This window comes from Streptomyces sp. NPDC059909, assembly GCF_042730885.1.
In the GTDB taxonomy this organism is placed as follows: Bacteria; Actinomycetota; Actinomycetes; order Streptomycetales; family Streptomycetaceae; genus Streptomyces.
Genome location: NZ_JBHWKX010000008.1, coordinates 82,534 through 99,552, shown reverse-complemented (window position 1 = coordinate 99,552; position 17,019 = coordinate 82,534). Strand labels below are relative to the sequence as shown.

General features: G+C 69.9%; 14 protein-coding genes, 1 tRNA gene and 1 pseudogene. 4 read left to right on the top strand and 12 right to left on the bottom strand.

From position 1 onward, the window contains the following. Window positions 1-2: 2 nt before the first annotated feature. On the bottom strand, window positions 3-1,316 hold the full coding sequence (locus tag ACFV9O_RS08770) for an ABC transporter substrate-binding protein (protein ID WP_385414190.1): 1,314 nt from the start codon (window positions 1,314-1,316) through the stop codon (window positions 3-5). A 225-nt stretch (window positions 1,317-1,541) separates the two neighbouring features. On the opposite strand from ACFV9O_RS08770, the gene ACFV9O_RS08765 reads away from it, so the two are divergent. Next, entirely contained in the window at window positions 1,542-2,618 is a 1,077-nt protein-coding gene (locus ACFV9O_RS08765; protein WP_385414187.1) for a LacI family DNA-binding transcriptional regulator, read from the top strand. A 100-nt stretch (window positions 2,619-2,718) separates the two neighbouring features. On the opposite strand, the gene ACFV9O_RS08760 is transcribed toward ACFV9O_RS08765, so the two are convergent. The 4 genes from ACFV9O_RS08760 to ACFV9O_RS08745 all read right to left on the bottom strand — a co-directional run bounded on the left by ACFV9O_RS08760 (window position 2,719) and on the right by ACFV9O_RS08745 (window position 5,638). Beyond that, a tRNA-His gene (locus ACFV9O_RS08760) sits at window positions 2,719-2,791 on the bottom strand. A 110-nt stretch (window positions 2,792-2,901) separates the two neighbouring features. Next, window positions 2,902-3,516, bottom strand: coding sequence for an oligoribonuclease (gene orn, locus ACFV9O_RS08755; RefSeq protein ID WP_385414185.1), 615 nt, complete (start codon window positions 3,514-3,516; stop codon window positions 2,902-2,904). Window positions 3,517-3,653: 137 nt separating this feature from the next. Continuing rightward, window positions 3,654-4,850: a GlxA family transcriptional regulator gene (locus tag ACFV9O_RS08750; RefSeq protein WP_385414182.1), complete on the bottom strand. Its 1,197-nt coding sequence runs from the start codon at window positions 4,848-4,850 to the stop codon at window positions 3,654-3,656. Between the two features lie 386 nt (window positions 4,851-5,236). Next, window positions 5,237-5,638, bottom strand: a complete 402-nt coding sequence (locus tag ACFV9O_RS08745) for a hypothetical protein (RefSeq protein WP_385414179.1) — start codon at window positions 5,636-5,638, stop codon at window positions 5,237-5,239. 321 nt (window positions 5,639-5,959) lie between these two features. Between ACFV9O_RS08745 and ACFV9O_RS08740 the strand changes: the two genes are divergently transcribed. Together ACFV9O_RS08740 and ACFV9O_RS08735 are read left to right on the top strand one after the other, a co-directional pair. Beyond that, a complete protein-coding gene (locus ACFV9O_RS08740; protein ID WP_385414176.1) occupies window positions 5,960-6,481 on the top strand; it encodes a universal stress protein in 522 nt (173 codons plus the stop codon). A gap of 168 nt (window positions 6,482-6,649) precedes the next feature. Beyond that, the gene (locus tag ACFV9O_RS08735) at window positions 6,650-7,219 is read left to right on the top strand and encodes a GPR1/FUN34/YaaH family transporter (RefSeq protein ID WP_385414173.1); all 570 of its coding nucleotides are present in this window, start codon (window positions 6,650-6,652) and stop codon (window positions 7,217-7,219) included. Between the two features lie 180 nt (window positions 7,220-7,399). Here ACFV9O_RS08735 and glmS read toward each other — a convergent pair whose 3' ends face one another. The 3 genes and pseudogenes from glmS to ACFV9O_RS08720 form a co-directional block, all read right to left on the bottom strand. Beyond that, the gene (gene glmS / locus ACFV9O_RS08730; RefSeq protein ID WP_385414171.1) at window positions 7,400-9,217 is read right to left on the bottom strand and encodes a glutamine--fructose-6-phosphate transaminase (isomerizing); all 1,818 of its coding nucleotides are present in this window, start codon (window positions 9,215-9,217) and stop codon (window positions 7,400-7,402) included. 36 nt (window positions 9,218-9,253) lie between these two features. After that, window positions 9,254-9,532 carry a hypothetical protein gene (locus ACFV9O_RS08725; RefSeq protein ID WP_385414168.1) on the bottom strand — a complete coding sequence of 93 codons (279 nt, stop codon included), beginning with the start codon at window positions 9,530-9,532 and terminating at the stop codon, window positions 9,254-9,256. Between the two features lie 111 nt (window positions 9,533-9,643). Next, window positions 9,644-9,790: pseudogene (locus tag ACFV9O_RS08720) on the bottom strand (SHOCT domain-containing protein); the annotation flags it as partial. Between the two features lie 348 nt (window positions 9,791-10,138). On the opposite strand from ACFV9O_RS08720, the gene ACFV9O_RS08715 reads away from it, so the two are divergent. Further along, window positions 10,139-11,743 (top strand): beta-N-acetylhexosaminidase, encoded by a 1,605-nt coding sequence (locus tag ACFV9O_RS08715; protein ID WP_385414165.1) that lies wholly within the window; start codon window positions 10,139-10,141, stop codon window positions 11,741-11,743. Between the two features lie 99 nt (window positions 11,744-11,842). Here the strand turns inward: ACFV9O_RS08715 and ACFV9O_RS08710 are convergent, their stop codons facing one another. Genes ACFV9O_RS08710 through ACFV9O_RS08695 form a run of 4 tightly spaced genes read right to left on the bottom strand, consistent with a single transcriptional unit; the run spans window position 11,843 to window position 16,893 of the window. Next, on the bottom strand, window positions 11,843-13,651 hold the full coding sequence (locus ACFV9O_RS08710) for an IucA/IucC family protein (protein ID WP_385414163.1): 1,809 nt from the start codon (window positions 13,649-13,651) through the stop codon (window positions 11,843-11,845). Further along, complete coding sequence (locus ACFV9O_RS08705; protein WP_385414161.1) at window positions 13,648-14,202, bottom strand: GNAT family N-acetyltransferase; 555 nt, start codon at window positions 14,200-14,202, stop codon at window positions 13,648-13,650. Before ACFV9O_RS08705 ends, ACFV9O_RS08710 begins: the two co-directional genes overlap by 4 nt. Beyond that, window positions 14,199-15,467, bottom strand: a complete 1,269-nt coding sequence (locus ACFV9O_RS08700; RefSeq protein ID WP_385414159.1) for a lysine N(6)-hydroxylase/L-ornithine N(5)-oxygenase family protein — start codon at window positions 15,465-15,467, stop codon at window positions 14,199-14,201. Before ACFV9O_RS08700 ends, ACFV9O_RS08705 begins: the two co-directional genes overlap by 4 nt. Next, the gene (locus ACFV9O_RS08695) at window positions 15,451-16,893 is read right to left on the bottom strand and encodes a pyridoxal phosphate-dependent decarboxylase family protein (RefSeq protein ID WP_385414156.1); all 1,443 of its coding nucleotides are present in this window, start codon (window positions 16,891-16,893) and stop codon (window positions 15,451-15,453) included. The genes ACFV9O_RS08700 and ACFV9O_RS08695 overlap by 17 nt, the downstream gene beginning before the upstream one ends. Window positions 16,894-17,019 lie beyond the last annotated feature (126 nt).

Sequence of the window (17,019 nt, the reverse complement as noted above, 5' to 3'; positions counted from 1 at the left end):
TGTCACTGGTCCAGCGCGTTGTCGATGGCCTTCACCGCGGCGTCCCAGCCCTCCTCGGGGGACTTGCCCTTCTGGTCGACCTGGAGCATGCCGATGTCCCCCAGGTTCTGGGCGATGACCAGGTCCTTCGGGCCGACGATGGTGACCGGGATGCCCTCGGCGGCCTTCGAGAAGATCTCGCCGATCGGGGCGCCTCCGAAGTACTCGTGCTTGGCGCCGGACACGGCGGGCAGCGCGTACGCGGCGGACGCGCTCGGGAAGCTGCCGCGCTTCTCGAAGAGCTTCGCCTGCTGCTCCGGAGCGGTCAGCCAGGCAGCGAGCTTCGCCGCCTCGGTCTTGTTCTTGGCCGCCTCGGGGACGATCAGGAACGAGCCGCCCCAGTTGCTGGGCTTCGGGGCCTGGGCGACGGCCCACTTGTCCTTGCCGGCAGCCCCCGCCTTGTCCTGGATGTAGCCGAGCATCCAGGCCGGGCAGGAGACCGTGGCGAAGGTCCCGTTGGCGTAGCCCTGGTCCCAGGCGGGCGTGAACTGCTGGAGTTTGCCGGTCAGTCCTTCGGTCGCGAAGGCGGCGGCGATGTCCCAGGCCTCCTTCACGGCCGGGTTGGTCTTGTAGATGATCTTGCCGTTCTCGTCGTAGAACCGCTTGGCGCTGCTGCCGGTGATCGCGTTCATCACGCCGGTCGCGGAGTCCACGAAGGCCGTGCCCTTGGGCGCCTTCGCCTTGAACTGCTTTCCTGCGTCGAGGTACTTGTTCCAGTCGCCCGCCCAGAGCTTGCCGACGGCCTCGGGGTCGGTGGGCAGCCCGGCCTTGGCGAAGAGGTCCTTGCGGTAGCAGATGCCCTGCGGACCGATGTCCGTGCCGAGACCGACCGTCTTGCCTTCCTCGGTCGTGGCCTGCGCCCACTTCCAGGGCAGGAAGCTCTCCTTGCTGACCCCCTCCACCTTGCCCAGGTCGACGAGCTTGCCGGCCTGTGTCGAGGTGATCTCGGCGATGTTGTTGACCTCGACGGCCTGGATGTCGGCGAGTCCGCTGCCGCTGCCCAGGTGGGTGAGCAGCTGCGGGTAGTAGTTCTCGTTGCGCTCGATCGAGGTCTGCTCGATGACGATGTCCTTGTGGAGCTTCATGTACTCGTCGTAGAGCCCGGCCTCCTTGAGCCCGAAGGCGCCGAACACTCCCACCGTGATCGTGGTCTTGCCCTTGCCGTCGCCCCCGCCCTTCGAACTGCCGCCGGCGGGTTCGTCGCTGTCCTCGGCACAGCCGGCCAGCAGCCCGGCGCCGAGCGCCGCGACGACCGCGAGGATTACGGTCCTGCGCATTGCGTCCTCCTTGTGCCCTGACGTGCCGACCCCCCGGCCAACTGACGTGCTGCGCCCGTTCGGTGGAGCATGCGGCTCGGGCGGGGAACGTGCGGGTTCTGTATGAGTGAGGTACGGTGGGAGCGCTCCCATACGTGATGTGTTGAAGGGTCGCGGCTCCCGGGAGGGGTGTCAAGGCACTCGACAGGTTATGTTCTCGGCCAGGGGGACCCAGGGGAGGCGGACATGGTGGATCGCCGGAAGACCGGTGTGCGGGCGGGCGCCCCGGGCGCCAGGTCCGGAGACAGGAGCGGGCACAGGCCGACCCTCGAAGAGGTCGCCGCACACGCCGGGGTCGGCCGCGGCACGGTCTCCCGGGTGATCAACGGATCGCCCCGGGTGAGCGACGCGACCCGGGCCGCCGTCGAGGCGGCGGTCGCCGAGCTCGGTTACGTACCCAACCGCGCGGCCCGCGCGCTCGCGGCCAATCGCACCGACGCCATCGCCCTCGTCGTGCCGGAGCCCGAGGCGCGGTTCTTCGCCGAGCCGTACTTCTCCGACATCGTGCGGGGTGTCGGAGCGGCCCTCGCCGACACCGACCTGCAGCTGCTGCTGACCTTCGCCGGCTCGGACCGGGAGCGCCGCAGGCTCGCCCAGTACCTGGCCGCGGACCGCGTCGACGGCGTCCTGCTGGTGTCCGTGCACGCCGACGACCCGCTGCCCGACCTGCTGGAGCAGCTCACGATCCCGGCCGTCATCAGCGGCCGACGCTCCGCGGACGAACCGCTCGCCGCCGTCGACTCCGACAACACCGAAGGCGCCCGCGCGGCCGTCGGCCATCTGGTGTCCCGTGGCCGCCGCACCATCGCGACGATCACCGGCCGCCTCGATGTGTACGGTGCCCAGTGCCGCCTGGACGGCTACCGCGAGGCCGTCGACGCGGCGGGCCTTCCCTCCGACGAGCGGCTGATCGCGCCCGCCGACTTCACCGAGGAGGGCGGCCGCCGCGCCATGCGGGCCCTCCTGGAGCGCCGCCCGGATCTGGACGCGGTCTTTGCCGCCTCCGACGTCATGGCCGCCGGCGCCCGCCAGGTGCTGCGCGAGGCGGGCCGCCGCATCCCGGACGACGTGGCCCTGATCGGCTTCGACGACTCGGCGGTGGCCCGCCACATGGACCCGGCCCTCACCAGCGTGCGCCAGCCGATCGAGGAGATGGGCCGCACGATGGCCGGCCTGCTGATCCAGCAGATCGCCGCCCGCGGCACCGCGGACCGTCCGCAGATGGTGCTCCCCACGGAACTGGTGGTCCGCGACTCGTCCTGACTCCGGGGCCCGACGGCGGCCGACGGTGGTGAACGGGCCAAAGGGTTGCGGCATGACGAAGGGCCGGCCTGTTCTCACAGGCCGGCCCTTGATCAATCAGGGTGAGTGACGGGACTCGAACCCGCGGCATCCTGGACCACAACCAGGTGCTCTACCAGCTGAGCTACACCCACCACGACCGGTCCCTTTTCCGACCGGCCGAGAAAAAGTGTACAGGGTCCGGGAGGGTGCTCGCGCCCGCGTTTACGTCCACGTGGCGGGACCCGCGTACGAGCGGTCGCGGCTACTCCGTCGTGACCTCCGCCGGGACGACGTGACGGGCCGCGATCTTCTTCGCGGTGTCCGAGTCGGGGCCGGGCTGCGGGACGAAGATCGCCTCGCGGTAGTAGCGCAGCTCGGCGATGGATTCACGGATGTCGGCGAGGGCCCGGTGGTTGCCGTTCTTCTCCGGACTGTTGAAGTACGCCCTCGGGTACCAGCGGCGGGCCAGCTCCTTGACCGAGGAGACATCGACGATCCGGTAGTGGAGATACTCCTCCACCTTCGGCATGTCGCGCAGCAGGAAGCCGCGGTCGGTGCCGACCGAGTTCCCGCACAGCGGCGCCTTGCCCGGCTCCTTGACGTGTTCGCGTACGTACGCGAGGACCTGCTCCTCGGCGTCCGCCAGCGTCGTGCCGGTCGCGAGCTCGTCGAGGAGGCCCGAGGCGGTGTGCATCTGCCGCACCACCTCGGGCATGGTCTCGAGGGCCGCGTCGGGAGGGCGGATCACGATGTCCACCCCTTCACCGAGCACGTTCAGTTCCGAGTCGGTGACCAGTGCGGCCACCTCGATGAGTGCGTCGTCGGTCAGCGAGAGCCCGGTCATCTCGCAGTCGATCCACACCATGCGATCGTTCATGCGTCCTACCTTAGGCCGACCGGCGTGCGGTGGGCGGCGTCGCGTACGCCCGATCGCCGGTCGGCCCGGGCCGGAACATGGGCCAGGGCCCGGACCCGTCCCGCGGACCGGTCCCCGCCCGTCCTCCCGATCACTCGTCAGGGCGCACTCCGCTGGCCCGGGAGCGCCGGACGTCCGGGGGCGTATGCGTCGGAGCTGGGCTTGCCCGCCTCCGGCAGGCCGCCCGGGGCCGTCGCGGTCGCGGGGCGCCGCACCTGCGGACCCGAGGCCTGTGGCGGCACGACGGCCTCCACCGCCGGCGCCGGCACGGCGGACTCGCCCTGCGGGCGTCTGGCCCGGTACGCGGCCCGGTACGCGGCCGGGGACGAGCCGAGCTGGCGCCGGAAGTGGCCGCGCAGCGCCACCGGCGAGCGGAAGCCGCAGCGGCCCGCGACCTCGTCCACCGAGTAGTCGGACGTCTCGAGCAGCCGCTGTGCCTGCAGCACCCGCTGGGTGATCAGCCACTGCAGGGGAGCGCTGCCGGTGAGCGAGCGGAACCTGCGGTCGAAGGTCCGCCTGCTCATGTACGCGCGCGCGGCCAGCGTCTCCACGTCGAACTGCTCGTGGAGGTGCTCCAGGGCCCAGGCCACGACCTCGGCGAGCGGGTCGGAGCCGATCTCCTCCGGTAAAGACCTGTCGAGGTAGCGCTCCTGCCCGCCACTGCGCCGCGGCGGTACGACGAGCCTGCGGGCCAGCGCCCCGGCGGCCTCCGCGCCGTGGTCCGTCCGCACGATGTGCAGACAGAGATCGATTCCGGCCGCGGTACCGGCGGACGTGAGGACGTCGCCGTCGTCCACGAAGAGCTCGCGCGGATCGACGTGCACCGACGGATAGCGCTTGGCCAGCGTCGGTGCGTACATCCAGTGCGTGGTCGCCGGGCGGCCGTCCAGCAGTCCCGCGGCGGCCAGCACGAACGCCCCGGTGCACAGCCCCACGATCCGCGCGCCCTCCTCGTGGGCGCGGCGCAGCGCGTCGAGCGCCTCCGGCGGTGGCGGTGACGTGATGGACCGCCAGGCCGGCACGACGACGGTGCCTGCCCTGCCGATCGCCTCCAGCCCGTACGGCGCGGTGAGTTCGAGTCCCCCTGTGGTCCGCAGGGGTCCTTCCTCACCGCCGCACACGAGCAGCCGGTAGCGGGGAACTCCGGCGTCCTGGCGGTCGATTCCGAACACCGAGAGCGGGATGGAACTCTCGAAGATGGGGCCGCCGCTGAACAGCAGCACCGCGACGACCTCACGGCGGCGGCGCCCGGAAAGTTTCCGCGCGACCTCCGGTGCGGCGGAGTCCTGACTCATGACGCTAAGCCCCCCTCGGTGTTCGCGTCTCCCCGTTCGTTTCGGGCCTGTCGCTCCTGCACGTTTCCCCTCGGTTCTGCACGAGTCCCCAGCCTTCGATACTCATGATCGAATCTACTGCGTCCCGTGGTGCCGGCGTGACAAGTTCGGAAACCGGCACATTGTCGACAAGGCAACTTGGCGCGAAGCATTCGATCACGAAGCGTTCCACTCGCGGGCCCTGCAGGGAAGTGCGTCTCGCGTGCATGGCCCGTCCCCGTAGGGTGCGAGCGACCGCGTCGGTCCTTTCTTGCCTGGTGACAAGGGGGTTGACGGGCTGTTCGGGCAAGGACCGGCCGCAGGCGGGAAGTTGGCTGAAAATAGACGGGTGCGTGCGTACGAAACCATCAGGCTCTCGGTGCGTTCCGTCCGCGCCGGCCTCCGCCCCTGTGCGCCCTCGCGCGAACGGGCAGTGCCGCGGCCCGTTCCGAGCGGCGCAGCAGGACCCGGCAGACGGCGGTCACGGCCGCGAGTCCGAGTGCCGCTGCCGCGGCCCCGCCCACGGATGTGCCGTACGCCACGAGCACGACGGGGACGAGGAGACAGCTGAAGGCCCCCCAGCGGACCACGTCGTCCGCGGAGTCGGCGCGGACGCCCGCCCCGGGGCCCGGGGTGCACTCCGGAGGCGTGTGCGGAAGGTGCGGATCCGGTCGCCGCTCCTGGCGTTGCTCCGGGTGCGGCGACCCGTGCCGGCCGTCCACCTGCGTCGGCGTCGGGACGGAGGCGCGGGCGGCCGGTGATGCGGGCACGGAGAACTCCTGGCAGTGGTGGGGTGACCGTGTACCAACGAGGAACGGAGTGCTCCGGTCACTGCGCCCGCGACGCGCGTCGGGGCGGGCCGCACGGCCCGCGGCGCCGGCGGCCGCCGAAGCCTGTATGGGACAGGCGCCATTGCCATACGGAGCGTGCTCGTGCATGCTCCCTGGAACGCCGTGAGTAGGGCTGCTGCCTCTGGGCAGAGGAGGAGTGTCGCCGTACCCTTGGGGGTATGGGGTTGGGAAGATGATTCCCGGACACAGCTCCGCCGCCCACCGTCGCCCTCACATGAGGATCTAATCGCCGAGACACCGATGGCCGGTCACGAATTCCCCGAACCCGCGGACCGCAAGCAGGTCTCCGACTCCCTGTCGGATCTGCGAGCGGCGGAAGAGTCACGCCATTCCTGCGATCCCGCCTTCCGGCACGGAGTTGTCGTCGGCTTCGACGGATCGACCTCCAGCGAGCGGGCCCTCGCGTACGCCATCGGCATGGCCAGGCGCTCCGGCTCCGGCCTGATCATCGTGCACGTCGCCAACCGCCTTCCCACCACGGTGTGGGCGGGTTGCGAGCCGCCGGTCTTCGTCGACGTACCGGACCACCGCACCGAGGTCCTCGGGCTCGAGCTCGCCTGTGCCGACTACCTCTCCGAGGTGCCGTGGATCCTCGTGGAGCGCGGCGGCGACATCTGCCATGAGCTCGAGGAAGTCGGCCGGGAGTATTCGGCGGACGCGATCGTGGTCGGTTCCACGCACGGCATCGTGGGGCGCATCTTCGGCTCGGTCGCCGGCCGGCTCGCGCGGCGCGCGCAGCGGCCCGTCGTCGTCATCCCGTAACCCGCTCCGGGCCTCCGCTCCACCCCTCGTTCCTCCTGGTCGGGCCTCGTATATAACTTTTTGACGACCGTCAAATCTACTCGCCCGTAGAGGTGGATTGTGCGCTTGTGAAGGGTACATAACCGTGGCTGGGAAGCAGCACCTACCCGCGCATGAAGGGAGCCCGCCGTGGACAATGAAGTCTCCGCGGGAAGCGCAACGTCATCGACTCTCGGCCACCTCGCACTGGGACTGACCCTGCTGGCCTTCGGCATGGGCCACACCGGTGTGATCGACAATGTCGCGGCGTCCGACGCCGCATCGCTCGCGACCTGGGTGGGCGGGGTCGCACTGTTCATCGTCGGGTTGCTCGAGTTCCGTGCGGGCAACGGCGGTACGGGTACGGCCTTCGCGGGCCTCGGCGCCTTCTGGTTCACCTGGGGCACCGGCGCCGGCACGGAGGTCTCGGCGGAAGCCGCGGGACTCTTCCTGCTGCTGTTCGCGCTTCTGGCACTGACGCTCACCGCCGCCTCCGCGGGCAGCGGACTCTTCGGACAGGGCGTCTACGGGCTGTTGTTCATCTCGCTCCTGCTGCTCGCCATCGCGTCGTTCGCCGGTAACGACGGCCTCGCGAAGGCCGGCGGCTGGGCCGGCGCGGTCGCGGGACTCGCGGCCTGGTACGGCGCCACGGCGGCGCTCGCGCACTGGCCCACCTTCACGGGGCGCGCTGCCGGCCGGGGGGTGACGGCCACCGGCTGAGCGGCCACGGGCCGGCGTGAGGGCAACGCCGGCGACCAAAAGGCGGCCCCCCTTGCGCACATGGTGGCGTGTGCAAGGGGGGCCGCCCTTTTCGCGGCTGAGCCGCCGCCGCTCTCGCGGAGGTGGTAACTCGCCGTCCGGGTTGCTCAATTGTCGCTGCCGACGTCCTGAGGCGGAGGACTACTCCACCGTGACGGACTTGGCGAGGTTCCGCGGCTTGTCGATGTCCCGGCCCAGGGCCAGGGCCGTGTGGTACGCGAGGAGCTGGAGCGGGATGCCCATGAGGATCGGGTCGAGCTCGTCCTCGTTCTTCGGGACGAGGATGGTGTGGTCGGCCTTCTCCTGCTCCTGGTGCGCGACCGCGAGGATCTTGCCGCTGCGGGCCTTGATCTCCTCCAGCGCGGCACGGTTCTTCTCCAGCAGGTCGTCGTCGGGGACGATCGCGACCGTCGGCAGAGCGGGCTCGATGAGCGCCAGCGGGCCGTGCTTCAGCTCGGAGGCCGGGTAGGCCTCGGCATGGATGTACGAGATCTCCTTGAGCTTCAGGGAGGCCTCGAGCGCCACCGGGTAGCCGCGGACCCGGCCGATGAACATCATCGACTTGGCGTTCGCGTACTCGTCCGCCAGCTTCTTGATCTCGTCCTCCGTCTCGAGGATCTCGGAGATCTGGGCGGGCAGCTTGCGCAGGCCCTCGATGATCCGCTTGCCGTCGGCGACCGACAGGTCACGGATGCGGCCCAGGTGCAGCGCGAGCAGCGCGAAGGCGACGACCGTGTTGGTGAAGCACTTCGTGGAGACGACGCAGACCTCGGGACCGGCGTGCACGTACACGCCGCCGTCCGTCTCGCGGGCGATCGCGGAGCCGACCACGTTCACGACGCCGAGGACGCGCGCGCCCTTGCGCTTGAGCTCCTGGACGGCCGCGAGCACGTCGTACGTCTCACCGGACTGGGAGACGGCGATGTACAGGGTGTCGGGGTCCACGACCGGGTTGCGGTAGCGGAACTCGGAGGCCGGCTCGGAGTCCGCGGGGATCCGGGCCAGGGACTCGATGAGCCCGGCGCCGATCAGACCCGCGTGGTACGAGGTGCCGCAGCCGAGGATCTTGACGCGGCGGATGGCGCGGGCCTCGCGGGCGTCCAGGTTCAGGCCGCCCAGGTGCACGGTGGAGAACCGCTCGTCGATGCGGCCGCGCAGCACGCGGTCCACGGCGTCGGGCTGCTCGGAGATCTCCTTGTGCATGTACGTGTCGTGGCCGCCCATGTCGTAGGAGGCGGCCTCCCACTCGACGGTCTCGGGGGTGGCGGTGGTCCGCGTGCCCGACGTCGTGTAGGTGCGGAAGTCGTCGGCCTTCAGGGTGGCCATCTCGCCGTCGTTGAGGGTCACGACCTGGCGGGTGTGGGCGACCAGCGCGGCGACGTCGGAGGCGACGAACATCTCCTTCTCGCCGATGCCGAGGACGACCGGGGAGCCGTTGCGGGCGACGACGATGCGGTCGTTGAAGTCGGCGTGCATGACGGCGATGCCGTACGTGCCCTCGACGACCTTGAGCGCCTCGCGGACCTTCTCCTCCAGGGACTCGGCCTGGGAGCGGGCGATCAGGTGGGTGAGGACCTCGGTGTCGGTCTCGGAGGCGAAGACGACACCGTCGGCCTCGAGCTTGGCGCGCAGCTCGGACGCGTTGTCGACGATGCCGTTGTGGACGACCGCGACCTGGTTCTCGGGGTCCATGTGCGGGTGCGCGTTGTGGTCGCTCGGGGCGCCGTGGGTGGCCCAGCGGGTGTGGGCGATGCCGGTGGTGCCGGCGAAGCGCTTGGGGACCCGGGCCTCCAGGTCACGGACGCGGCCCTTGGCCTTGACCATCTTCAGGCCGGTGGACTTGGGGCTGGTGATCACCATGCCCGCGGAGTCGTAACCCCGGTACTCCAGCCGCGCCAGGCCTTCCAGCAGCAGCGGAGCGACATCCCGCTTCCCGATGTAACCGACGATTCCGCACATAGAGCTATGCCCCTCCGAAGACGTTCAGGTGTGTGCTCAGCCGTAGACGATGCGGCGCAGCTGCCGGAGCGAGAGCTCGGGCGGCGCGACGGCGCGGTACGGCAGCTCGGCCGCGATCCGCTCGAAGATCTCCGTGTTCATGGCTCCGCCGGCCTGCAGCTCGCGGTGGCGGCGGCGGACGAATTCCTCGGTCGTCTCGTCGAAGAACGCCAGCACGTCGAGCACCACCCGGGCCGCCTCACCGCGCTGGAGCGCGGTGCTGCGCACCAGGTGGTCGACGAGGTCGTCATGCGACGGCGGGCGGCGTTCGAGCACCCGTAGATATTGAGGGCTGGCACGGCCCGTACGCAAGAATCCTGCCCGATTTCGGGCAGAATCCCAGGTGATCATGGTTACACCCGGGCGTTACGTCCGTCTTTGGTCGTTTTACATGCGCCTCAGGACGGCCTGCTTGGCCGTGGCGAACTCCTCGTCCGTCAGCATTCCGGCCTGGTGCAGCTCGCCCAGCTCGCCCAGCTCGCGCAGTCTCCGGAGCAGTACGTCATGGTCAGCGGCGGCGGGCGCGGGGGGCGGGACGGCGTCCTTCGGGGCGTACGGATGCGGAAGCCCCGGAGCTCGACGGCAAACGGGTCGTCTTCCAGCCCACTCCAGCCGGATCCGCTCGCCGTCGAAGGTGGTGCCGTCGCCACTGCCGGGGGTGGGGGTTGTCCCCCAGGAGGTGGGGTCGCCATGCGGGCGATTGTCGCACCGGGTGTGGCGGAGGCCGTGGCTCCGGCCGCTCCGGTGGCGGGGGCGATTGTCGCATCGGCGGCTGCGAGAAGTGGTCTACACCTTGACCGCTCGTGGGGCGCACGGTACGCATGGTGACCGTTCGGTTGCTCGGCACCACAGTCGTGACGCCCCTCGGAAGGGACCCAGCCTGTGAGACAGCGCAGAACGTTCCCCCGGCTCCTCGGTTCACTGTTGCTCGTCGTCGCCGCCGGTGCCGCCTGTGTCGGGGCCGCGCCCGCCCCCGCGGAGGCCGCCGTCAGACCGCTCGGCGAGGTCGTCCCCGCGCCCGCATCCGTGAAGCCCTCCGGCACGCCGTACGTCCTCACCCCCGCGACGCGTATCAGGGTCGACGACGACTCGCGCGAGGCGCGGCGCATCGGCGCGTATCTGGCGGACGTGCTGCGACCCTCCACCGGGTACGCGCTGCCCGTCGTCGACGACGACCACGGGCGCGGCGGGATCCGGCTCGCGCTCGGGTCGCGCGACAGGAGCCTCGGTGACGAGGGCTACCGGCTGGAGTCGGGCGCCGGCGGGGTCACCATCACCGCCCGCAAGCCCGCGGGACTCTTCCACGGCGTGCAGACGCTCCGGCAGCTGCTGCCCGCCGCCGTCGAGAAGGACACCCGGCAGGCCGGACCCTGGCAGGTCCCCGGCGGCACCATCACGGACTCCCCGCGCTTCGGCCACCGCGGCGCGATGCTCGACGTCTCCCGGCACTTCTTCACCGTCGACCAGGTCAAGCGCTACATCGACCAGCTCGCCCTCTACAAGATCAACAAGCTGCATCTGCATCTCTCCGACGACCAGGGCTGGCGCATCGCCATCGACTCCTGGCCGCGCCTGGCCACCTACGGCGGCTCGACCCAGGTGGGCGGCGGCCCAGGCGGCTACTACACCAAGGCCCAGTACAAGGAGATCCTCGCCCACGCCGCGTCGCGCTATCTCGAGGTGGTCCCGGAGATCGACATGCCGGGCCACACCAACGCCGCGCTCGCCTCCTACGCCGAGCTGAACTGCGACGGCGTCGCCCCGCCGCTCTACACGGGCACGAACGTCGGCTTCAGCTCCCTGTGCGTGCCGAAGGCCGTCACGTACGACTTCGTCGACGACGTCGTGCGCGAGCTCGCCGCGCTCACCCCCGGCAAGTACCTCCACATAGGCGGCGACGAGGCCCACTCCACCAGCCACGAGGACTATGTGGCGTTCATGGACAAGGCCCAGGCCGTCGTCGCCAAGTACGGCAAGACGGTGGTCGGCTGGCACCAGCTGACCGGGGCGACGCCGGCCGAGGGCGCCGTCGCCCAGTACTGGGGACTGGACGGCACGAGCACGGCCGAGAAGGAACAGGTCGCCGCCGCCGCGCGCAACGGCACCAAGCTGATCCTGTCGCCCGCCGACCGGCTCTACCTCGACATGAAGTACACCAAGGACACCCCGCTGGGCCTGGCCTGGGCCGGTTACGTCGAGGTGCAGCGCTCGTACGACTGGGACCCGGGGGCCTATCTGCCCGGCGCGCCCGCGTCGTCGATCGCCGGGGTCGAGGCGCCGCTCTGGTCCGAGACCGTCTCGACCAGCGACCACATCGAGTTCATGGCCTTCCCGCGGCTCCCCGGCGTCGCGGAGCTCGGCTGGTCCCCGGCGTCGACGCACGACTGGGACGCGTACAAGGTGCGGCTCGCGGCCCAGGGGCCGCGGATGTCGGCGCTCGGTATCGACTACTACCGCTCGCCGCAGGTTCCCTGGCCCGCCGAGTAGCCGCGCGCGGACAGGAAGCGGGCGCCCTCCGACCCGCGGCGCAGCCGCTGTCGACTGCTGCGTACTCGAAGGGCGCCCGCCCGTCTGCCGCCCGAAGGCCTACCTGAACCGCGCGATCGGGTTCTCCAGGCTGCCCACCAGCTGGAGCGCGCCCGACGGGTCCGCGAGGTCGACCATCTGCTTGTTGTCGCGCAACTGCAGCCGGTTGAGGCAGGACAGCGCGAACTCGTCCGCGAACATGTCGTACTGGGCGAACTTGTCCCCCAGATGCGGCGCCGACTTCTGGTACGCCGTGACGCACTCGGCGACCGTCCGCCAGAACGTCTCCTCGTCGACGACGCCCTCCGTCGCCAGCGTGGCGCCGAGGAAGCGGAAGAAGCAGTCGAAGACGTCCGTGAAGATCGACAGCAGCTTCATGTCCTCGGGGACCTCGGCGCGGATCCGCTCCACCGCCGGCGGAAGGACCGCGTCCGGGTCCATCACACAGATCTCCTCGGCGATGTCCTTGAAGATCGCCCGCCGTACCGCCCCGTCCTCGCCGATGACGAGGATCACGTTCTCGCCGTGTGGCATGTAGACCAGGTCGTACGCGTAGAAGGAGTGCAGCAACGGCAGCAGATACGCGTCGAGGTAGCGGCGCAGCCACACCTCGGGGGCAAGCTCCGACTCCGCGATCAGCGCGCCCGCGAACGACTTCCCCGCGCGGTCGACATGGAGCAGCGAGGCCATCGTCGCGAGCCGCTCGCCGTCCTCCAGCGTGGGCACCGGGCTCTCGCGCCACAGTGCGGCGAGCATCTTGCGGTACGGCGAGAAGCGGTCCGTGGCGGCCTCGTACTCGAGGTGCCGGTAGCCGACCGCCGCGCGCTCGCGGATGATCGAGAAGCGGGCCGCCTTCAGCACGTCGTCGCTCGCGACGAGCCCGGCCAGCCAGTCGTTGATGGCGGGCGTGGCCTCCATGTACGCGGCGGACAGGCCCCGCATGAAGCCCATGTTGATGACGGACATCGCCGTCTTCACATAGTGCTTGGCCGGGTCGCTGGTGTTGAAGAAGGTACGGATCGACTGCTGCGCCAGATACTCGTCGTCGCCCTCGCCGAGCGGCACCAGACGATGCCGGGCGATCTCGGCGGCGAAGGTGACGGAGAGCTTGTTCCACCACTGCCACGGGTGGACCGGCATCAGCAGATAGTCGTCCGGGTCCAGACCGAGCCCGCTCAGCCGGGCGTCGAAGCGGTCGAGCGTCTCCTGGCCCAGCTCGGCCCGCAGCAGGTTCTCGTATCCGAGGTCCGCGCAGGCGGTGAAGCTCGCGCGGGAGCGGTGCGCGGCGACCCACAGCAGCCGGACCGGGGCGGCGGCCTCGGGCGCGTACCGGTGGTACTCGTGCACGCCGAAGCCCAGCCGTCCGTTGTTGGCGACGAAACAGGGGTGGCCCTCGGTCATCCCGGTCTCGATCGCCTGGAAGGAGGCGCGGGCCAGTTCGGCGGCGGCCACCTCCGGCTTGGTGAGCTTGTAGGCCGTGCCGGACAGGGTGGAGGAGATCTCCTCCAGATAGACCGGCAGGATCTCGTCGGACAGCCCGAGCGCGCCGCGCAGCTCGGTGATGAACTCCAGGGCGTCCAGCGGGAGCTCGCTGCCGTCCCGGTGGCGGGTGACGGACTCGGCGAAGACCTGCCAGTGGTCGAGGGCGAGGCGGCCGGCCGTGAACCGGTACTCGGTCCTGCCGTCGTCGCTCAGGACGGAGTAGCGGTCTCCCCCTGAGCCTTCGGCCTGGGTGGTGCCCCAACCGAGAGCCGTCGGCGTGAGCAGCCGCTCGTGGGAGAACTCGGCGAGGCCCTTGCGGATCAGCTGCCGGTTGGCCTCGGCCCACAGCTCGGGGGTGAGGTGGGAGACGCTGTCGATCGCGTTCACCGGGCCGCTCCCACTGCGGCCTCGAACTGCTCCCGGGTGCAGAAGCTCAGCAGCGCCTTCTTCTCGGGCTTGTGGATCTCCCGCTCGGGTACGAAGCCGACCGCCTCGTTCAGCGCGTGCACGGCCTTGTTAGAGACGTCCGGCTCGACGACGATGCGCCGGGTCGCCGGGGCCGCGAAGAGCTCGCGCATCACCGCGGTGATCACGGCCCGGGTGAAGCCGTGCACCGGTGTGTCGGTCGGCGCGACGAGGAAGTGCATGCCGACATCGCCCGGTTCGGGCTCGTACAGACCGACCAGCTCGACCTTCGACGGGTCGTACCGCTCCATCAGGAAGGCGGGCTCCCCGTTGTGCAGTCCGAGGAACGCGTCGTGGTGCTCGGCGGCCGCGATCGCCATGTACTCGCGCTCGACGTCGTGGAGTCCGGCGTCCTGCATCATCCAGAACGCGGCCTTGGGGTGGGTGACCCAGCCGTGCAGCAGCTCGGCGTCCGTGAGCGGATCGAGGGGACGGAAGCTGAACGTCCCGAGGCCGGGGGCGATGGTGCTCATATGGCGAACTCCTGGAACGCGATGGTCTTCTCGACGGGGTAGTACTCGGTGCCCAGCAGCTCACGGATGATGTACGCGTTGCGGTAGGCGCCCATGCCCAGGTCGGGCGAGGTGATGGAGTGCGTGTGCACGCCGGCGTTCTGCAGGAAGATGCCGCGCCCGGTGGTGTCGATCGCGTAGTTGCGGGCGACGTCGAAGCGGCCCTGGCCGTCCCAGCGGATCCGGTCGCGCACGGGCTCCAGGAACGCGGGGGTGACGTACTTGTAGCCGGTGGCCAGGATCAGGCCCTCGGTCCGGAGCTCGAAGTCCTTCTCCTGCTCCACCTGGCGCAGGCCCAGGGTGTACGTCCCGCTCCCGGGCTCGTACGAGGCGGTGTGCAGGGCCGAGTTGGTGAGCAGCCGGGTCGGGACCGGGCCCTTGAGGTTCTTCTGGTAGAGCAGATCGAAGATCTCGTTGATCAGATCCCCGTCGATGCCCTTGAACAGGCCCTTCTGCTGCGACTCGAGCCGGTCGCGGGTGGCCTCCGGCAGCGCGTGGAAGTAGTCCACGTACTCGGGGGACGTCATCTCCAGCGTCAGCTTCGTGTACTCGAGCGGGAAGAACCGCGGCGAGCGGGTCACCCAGTTGAGTCGGTAGCCGTGCACGTCGATCTCGGCGAGCAGGTCGTAGTAGATCTCCGCGGCGCTCTGGCCGCTGCCGACCAGCGTGATGGACTGCTTCCTCTGCAGCTCCTCCTTGGCCTGGAGGTAGCGCGAGTTGTGGACGAAGTCGCCGCCGAGGCCCTGGCAGGCGTCCGGGACGTACGGCGGGGTGCCGGTGCCCAGGACGAGCCGGCGGGCGCGGAACGTCTCGCCGTCGGCGGTGTGGACGACGTACAGCTTGCTCCCGGCCTCGTACGCGACCTTCGTCACCGTCGTGCTGAAGCGGATGCTGCTCAGCTTGGCGGCGGCCCAGCGGCAGTAGTCGTTGTACTCGGTCCGCAGCGGATAGAAGTTCTCGCGGATGTAGAAGGAGTAGAGCCGGCCCTTCTCCTTCAGATAGTTGAGGAAGGAGTACGGGGACGTCGGATCGGCGAGGGTGACCAGGTCCGACATGAACGGCGTCTGGAGGTGGGCGCCTTCGAGGAACATTCCCGCATGCCATTCGAAGTCCGGCTTGGACTCCAGGAAGACGCCGTTCAGCTCGTCGATCGGCTCGGTCAGGCAGGCGAGGCCCAGGTTGAACGGACCGAGACCGATCCCGATGAAGTCAAGAGGCGTGGACAAGGGTCTCTCCCAGGTACTGCTCGGCGTGGCCGGCTATCAGATCGAGGACGGCGGCGATGTCGTGCACGGTCGTCTCGGGGTTCAGCAGGGTGAATTTCAGGTACTGGCGGCCGTCGACCTTGGTTCCGGCGACGACGGCCTCGCCGGAGGCGAACAGGGCCTTGCGGGCGTAGAGGTTGGCGCGGTCGATCTCGGCCGGGGCGGTGACGCGCTCCGGGATGTAGCGGAAGACGAGCGTGGACAGCCGGGGCTCGACGACGACGTCGTAGCGCGGGTCGTCGGCGAGCAGCTGCCAGCCGTCGGCGGCCAGGTCGCAGACCTCGTCGAAGAGCCCGCCGACACCGTCGGCGCCCATGACGCGCAGCGTCATCCACAGCTTGAGGGCGTCGAAGCGGCGGGTGGTCTGGAGGGACTTGTCGACCTGGTTGGGAATCCTCTCCTCCACCGTGCGGCGGGGGTTGAGGTAGTCCGCGTGATAGGTGGCGTGCCGCAGCGTCCCCTCGTCCCGTACCAGCACGGCGGACGAACTCACCGGCTGGAAGAAGGACTTGTGGTAGTCGACGGTGACGGAGTCGGCCCGCTCGATGCCGTCCAGGAGGTGGCGGCGGGTGGGGGATACGAGCAGTCCGCAGCCGTACGCGGCGTCGACGTGCATCCAGGCGCCGTACAACGTGCACAGATCGGCGATCTCGGGGAGCGGGTCGATGGAGCCGAAGTCGGTGGTGCCGGCGGTGGCGACGACCGCCATGGGCACGAGACCGTCCTCCTTGCACCTCTCCAGTTCGGCCGCGAGGGCCGCGGTCTGGAGGCGCTTGTCCCGGTCGACGGGGATGGACACGACCGCGTCGCGGCCGAGGCCGAGCAGGGTCGCGGACTTCTGCACGCTGAAGTGGCTGCACTCGGAGGAGAAGATGCGGAGCTTCGACAGGTCGTCGGTCTTTGCCTCTTCGCGGGCCAGCAGCATCGCCTGGAGATTGGACTGCGTGCCGCCGCTGGTGAACACGCCGTCGGCGGCCGGGCCGAGACCGATGCGGCCTGCGGTCCAGTCGATGAGGCGGCGCTCGATCAGGGTGCCGCCGGCGCTCTGGTCCCAGGTGTCGAGGGAAGAGTTGACGGCGGAGAGAACCGCCTCGCCGAGCACGGCGGGGATGACGACCGGGCAGTTGAGGTGGCCGAGGTAACGGGGGTGGTGGAAGTAGACCGCGTCGCGCAGATAGACCTGCTCCAGCTCGTCGAGCGCGGCGGTGGTGTCGCCGAGCGGCTGGTCCAGGTCGACGGCGGCGATCGCCGGGGCGAGCTCGTCGGGGGTGACTCCGGTGAACGGCCGTCGAGTCATGGCGAGTTTGTTCGCCACCCGCTCGACTCCTTCGGTCACGGAGCGCCGGTAACGCTCCGCCGTTGTGTCGTTGAGCAGGTGCGAGCGCATGGAGGGTCCTCCCGGATGCGGGGACTTCGTCGCCCCTCCGGACAGGGGAGAGGGGGGCGAGGGGACGACGTCGAAGTTAGGTTAGCCTAACCTAACTTCGACGCGCAATGGCCCCTCACCCCCCTC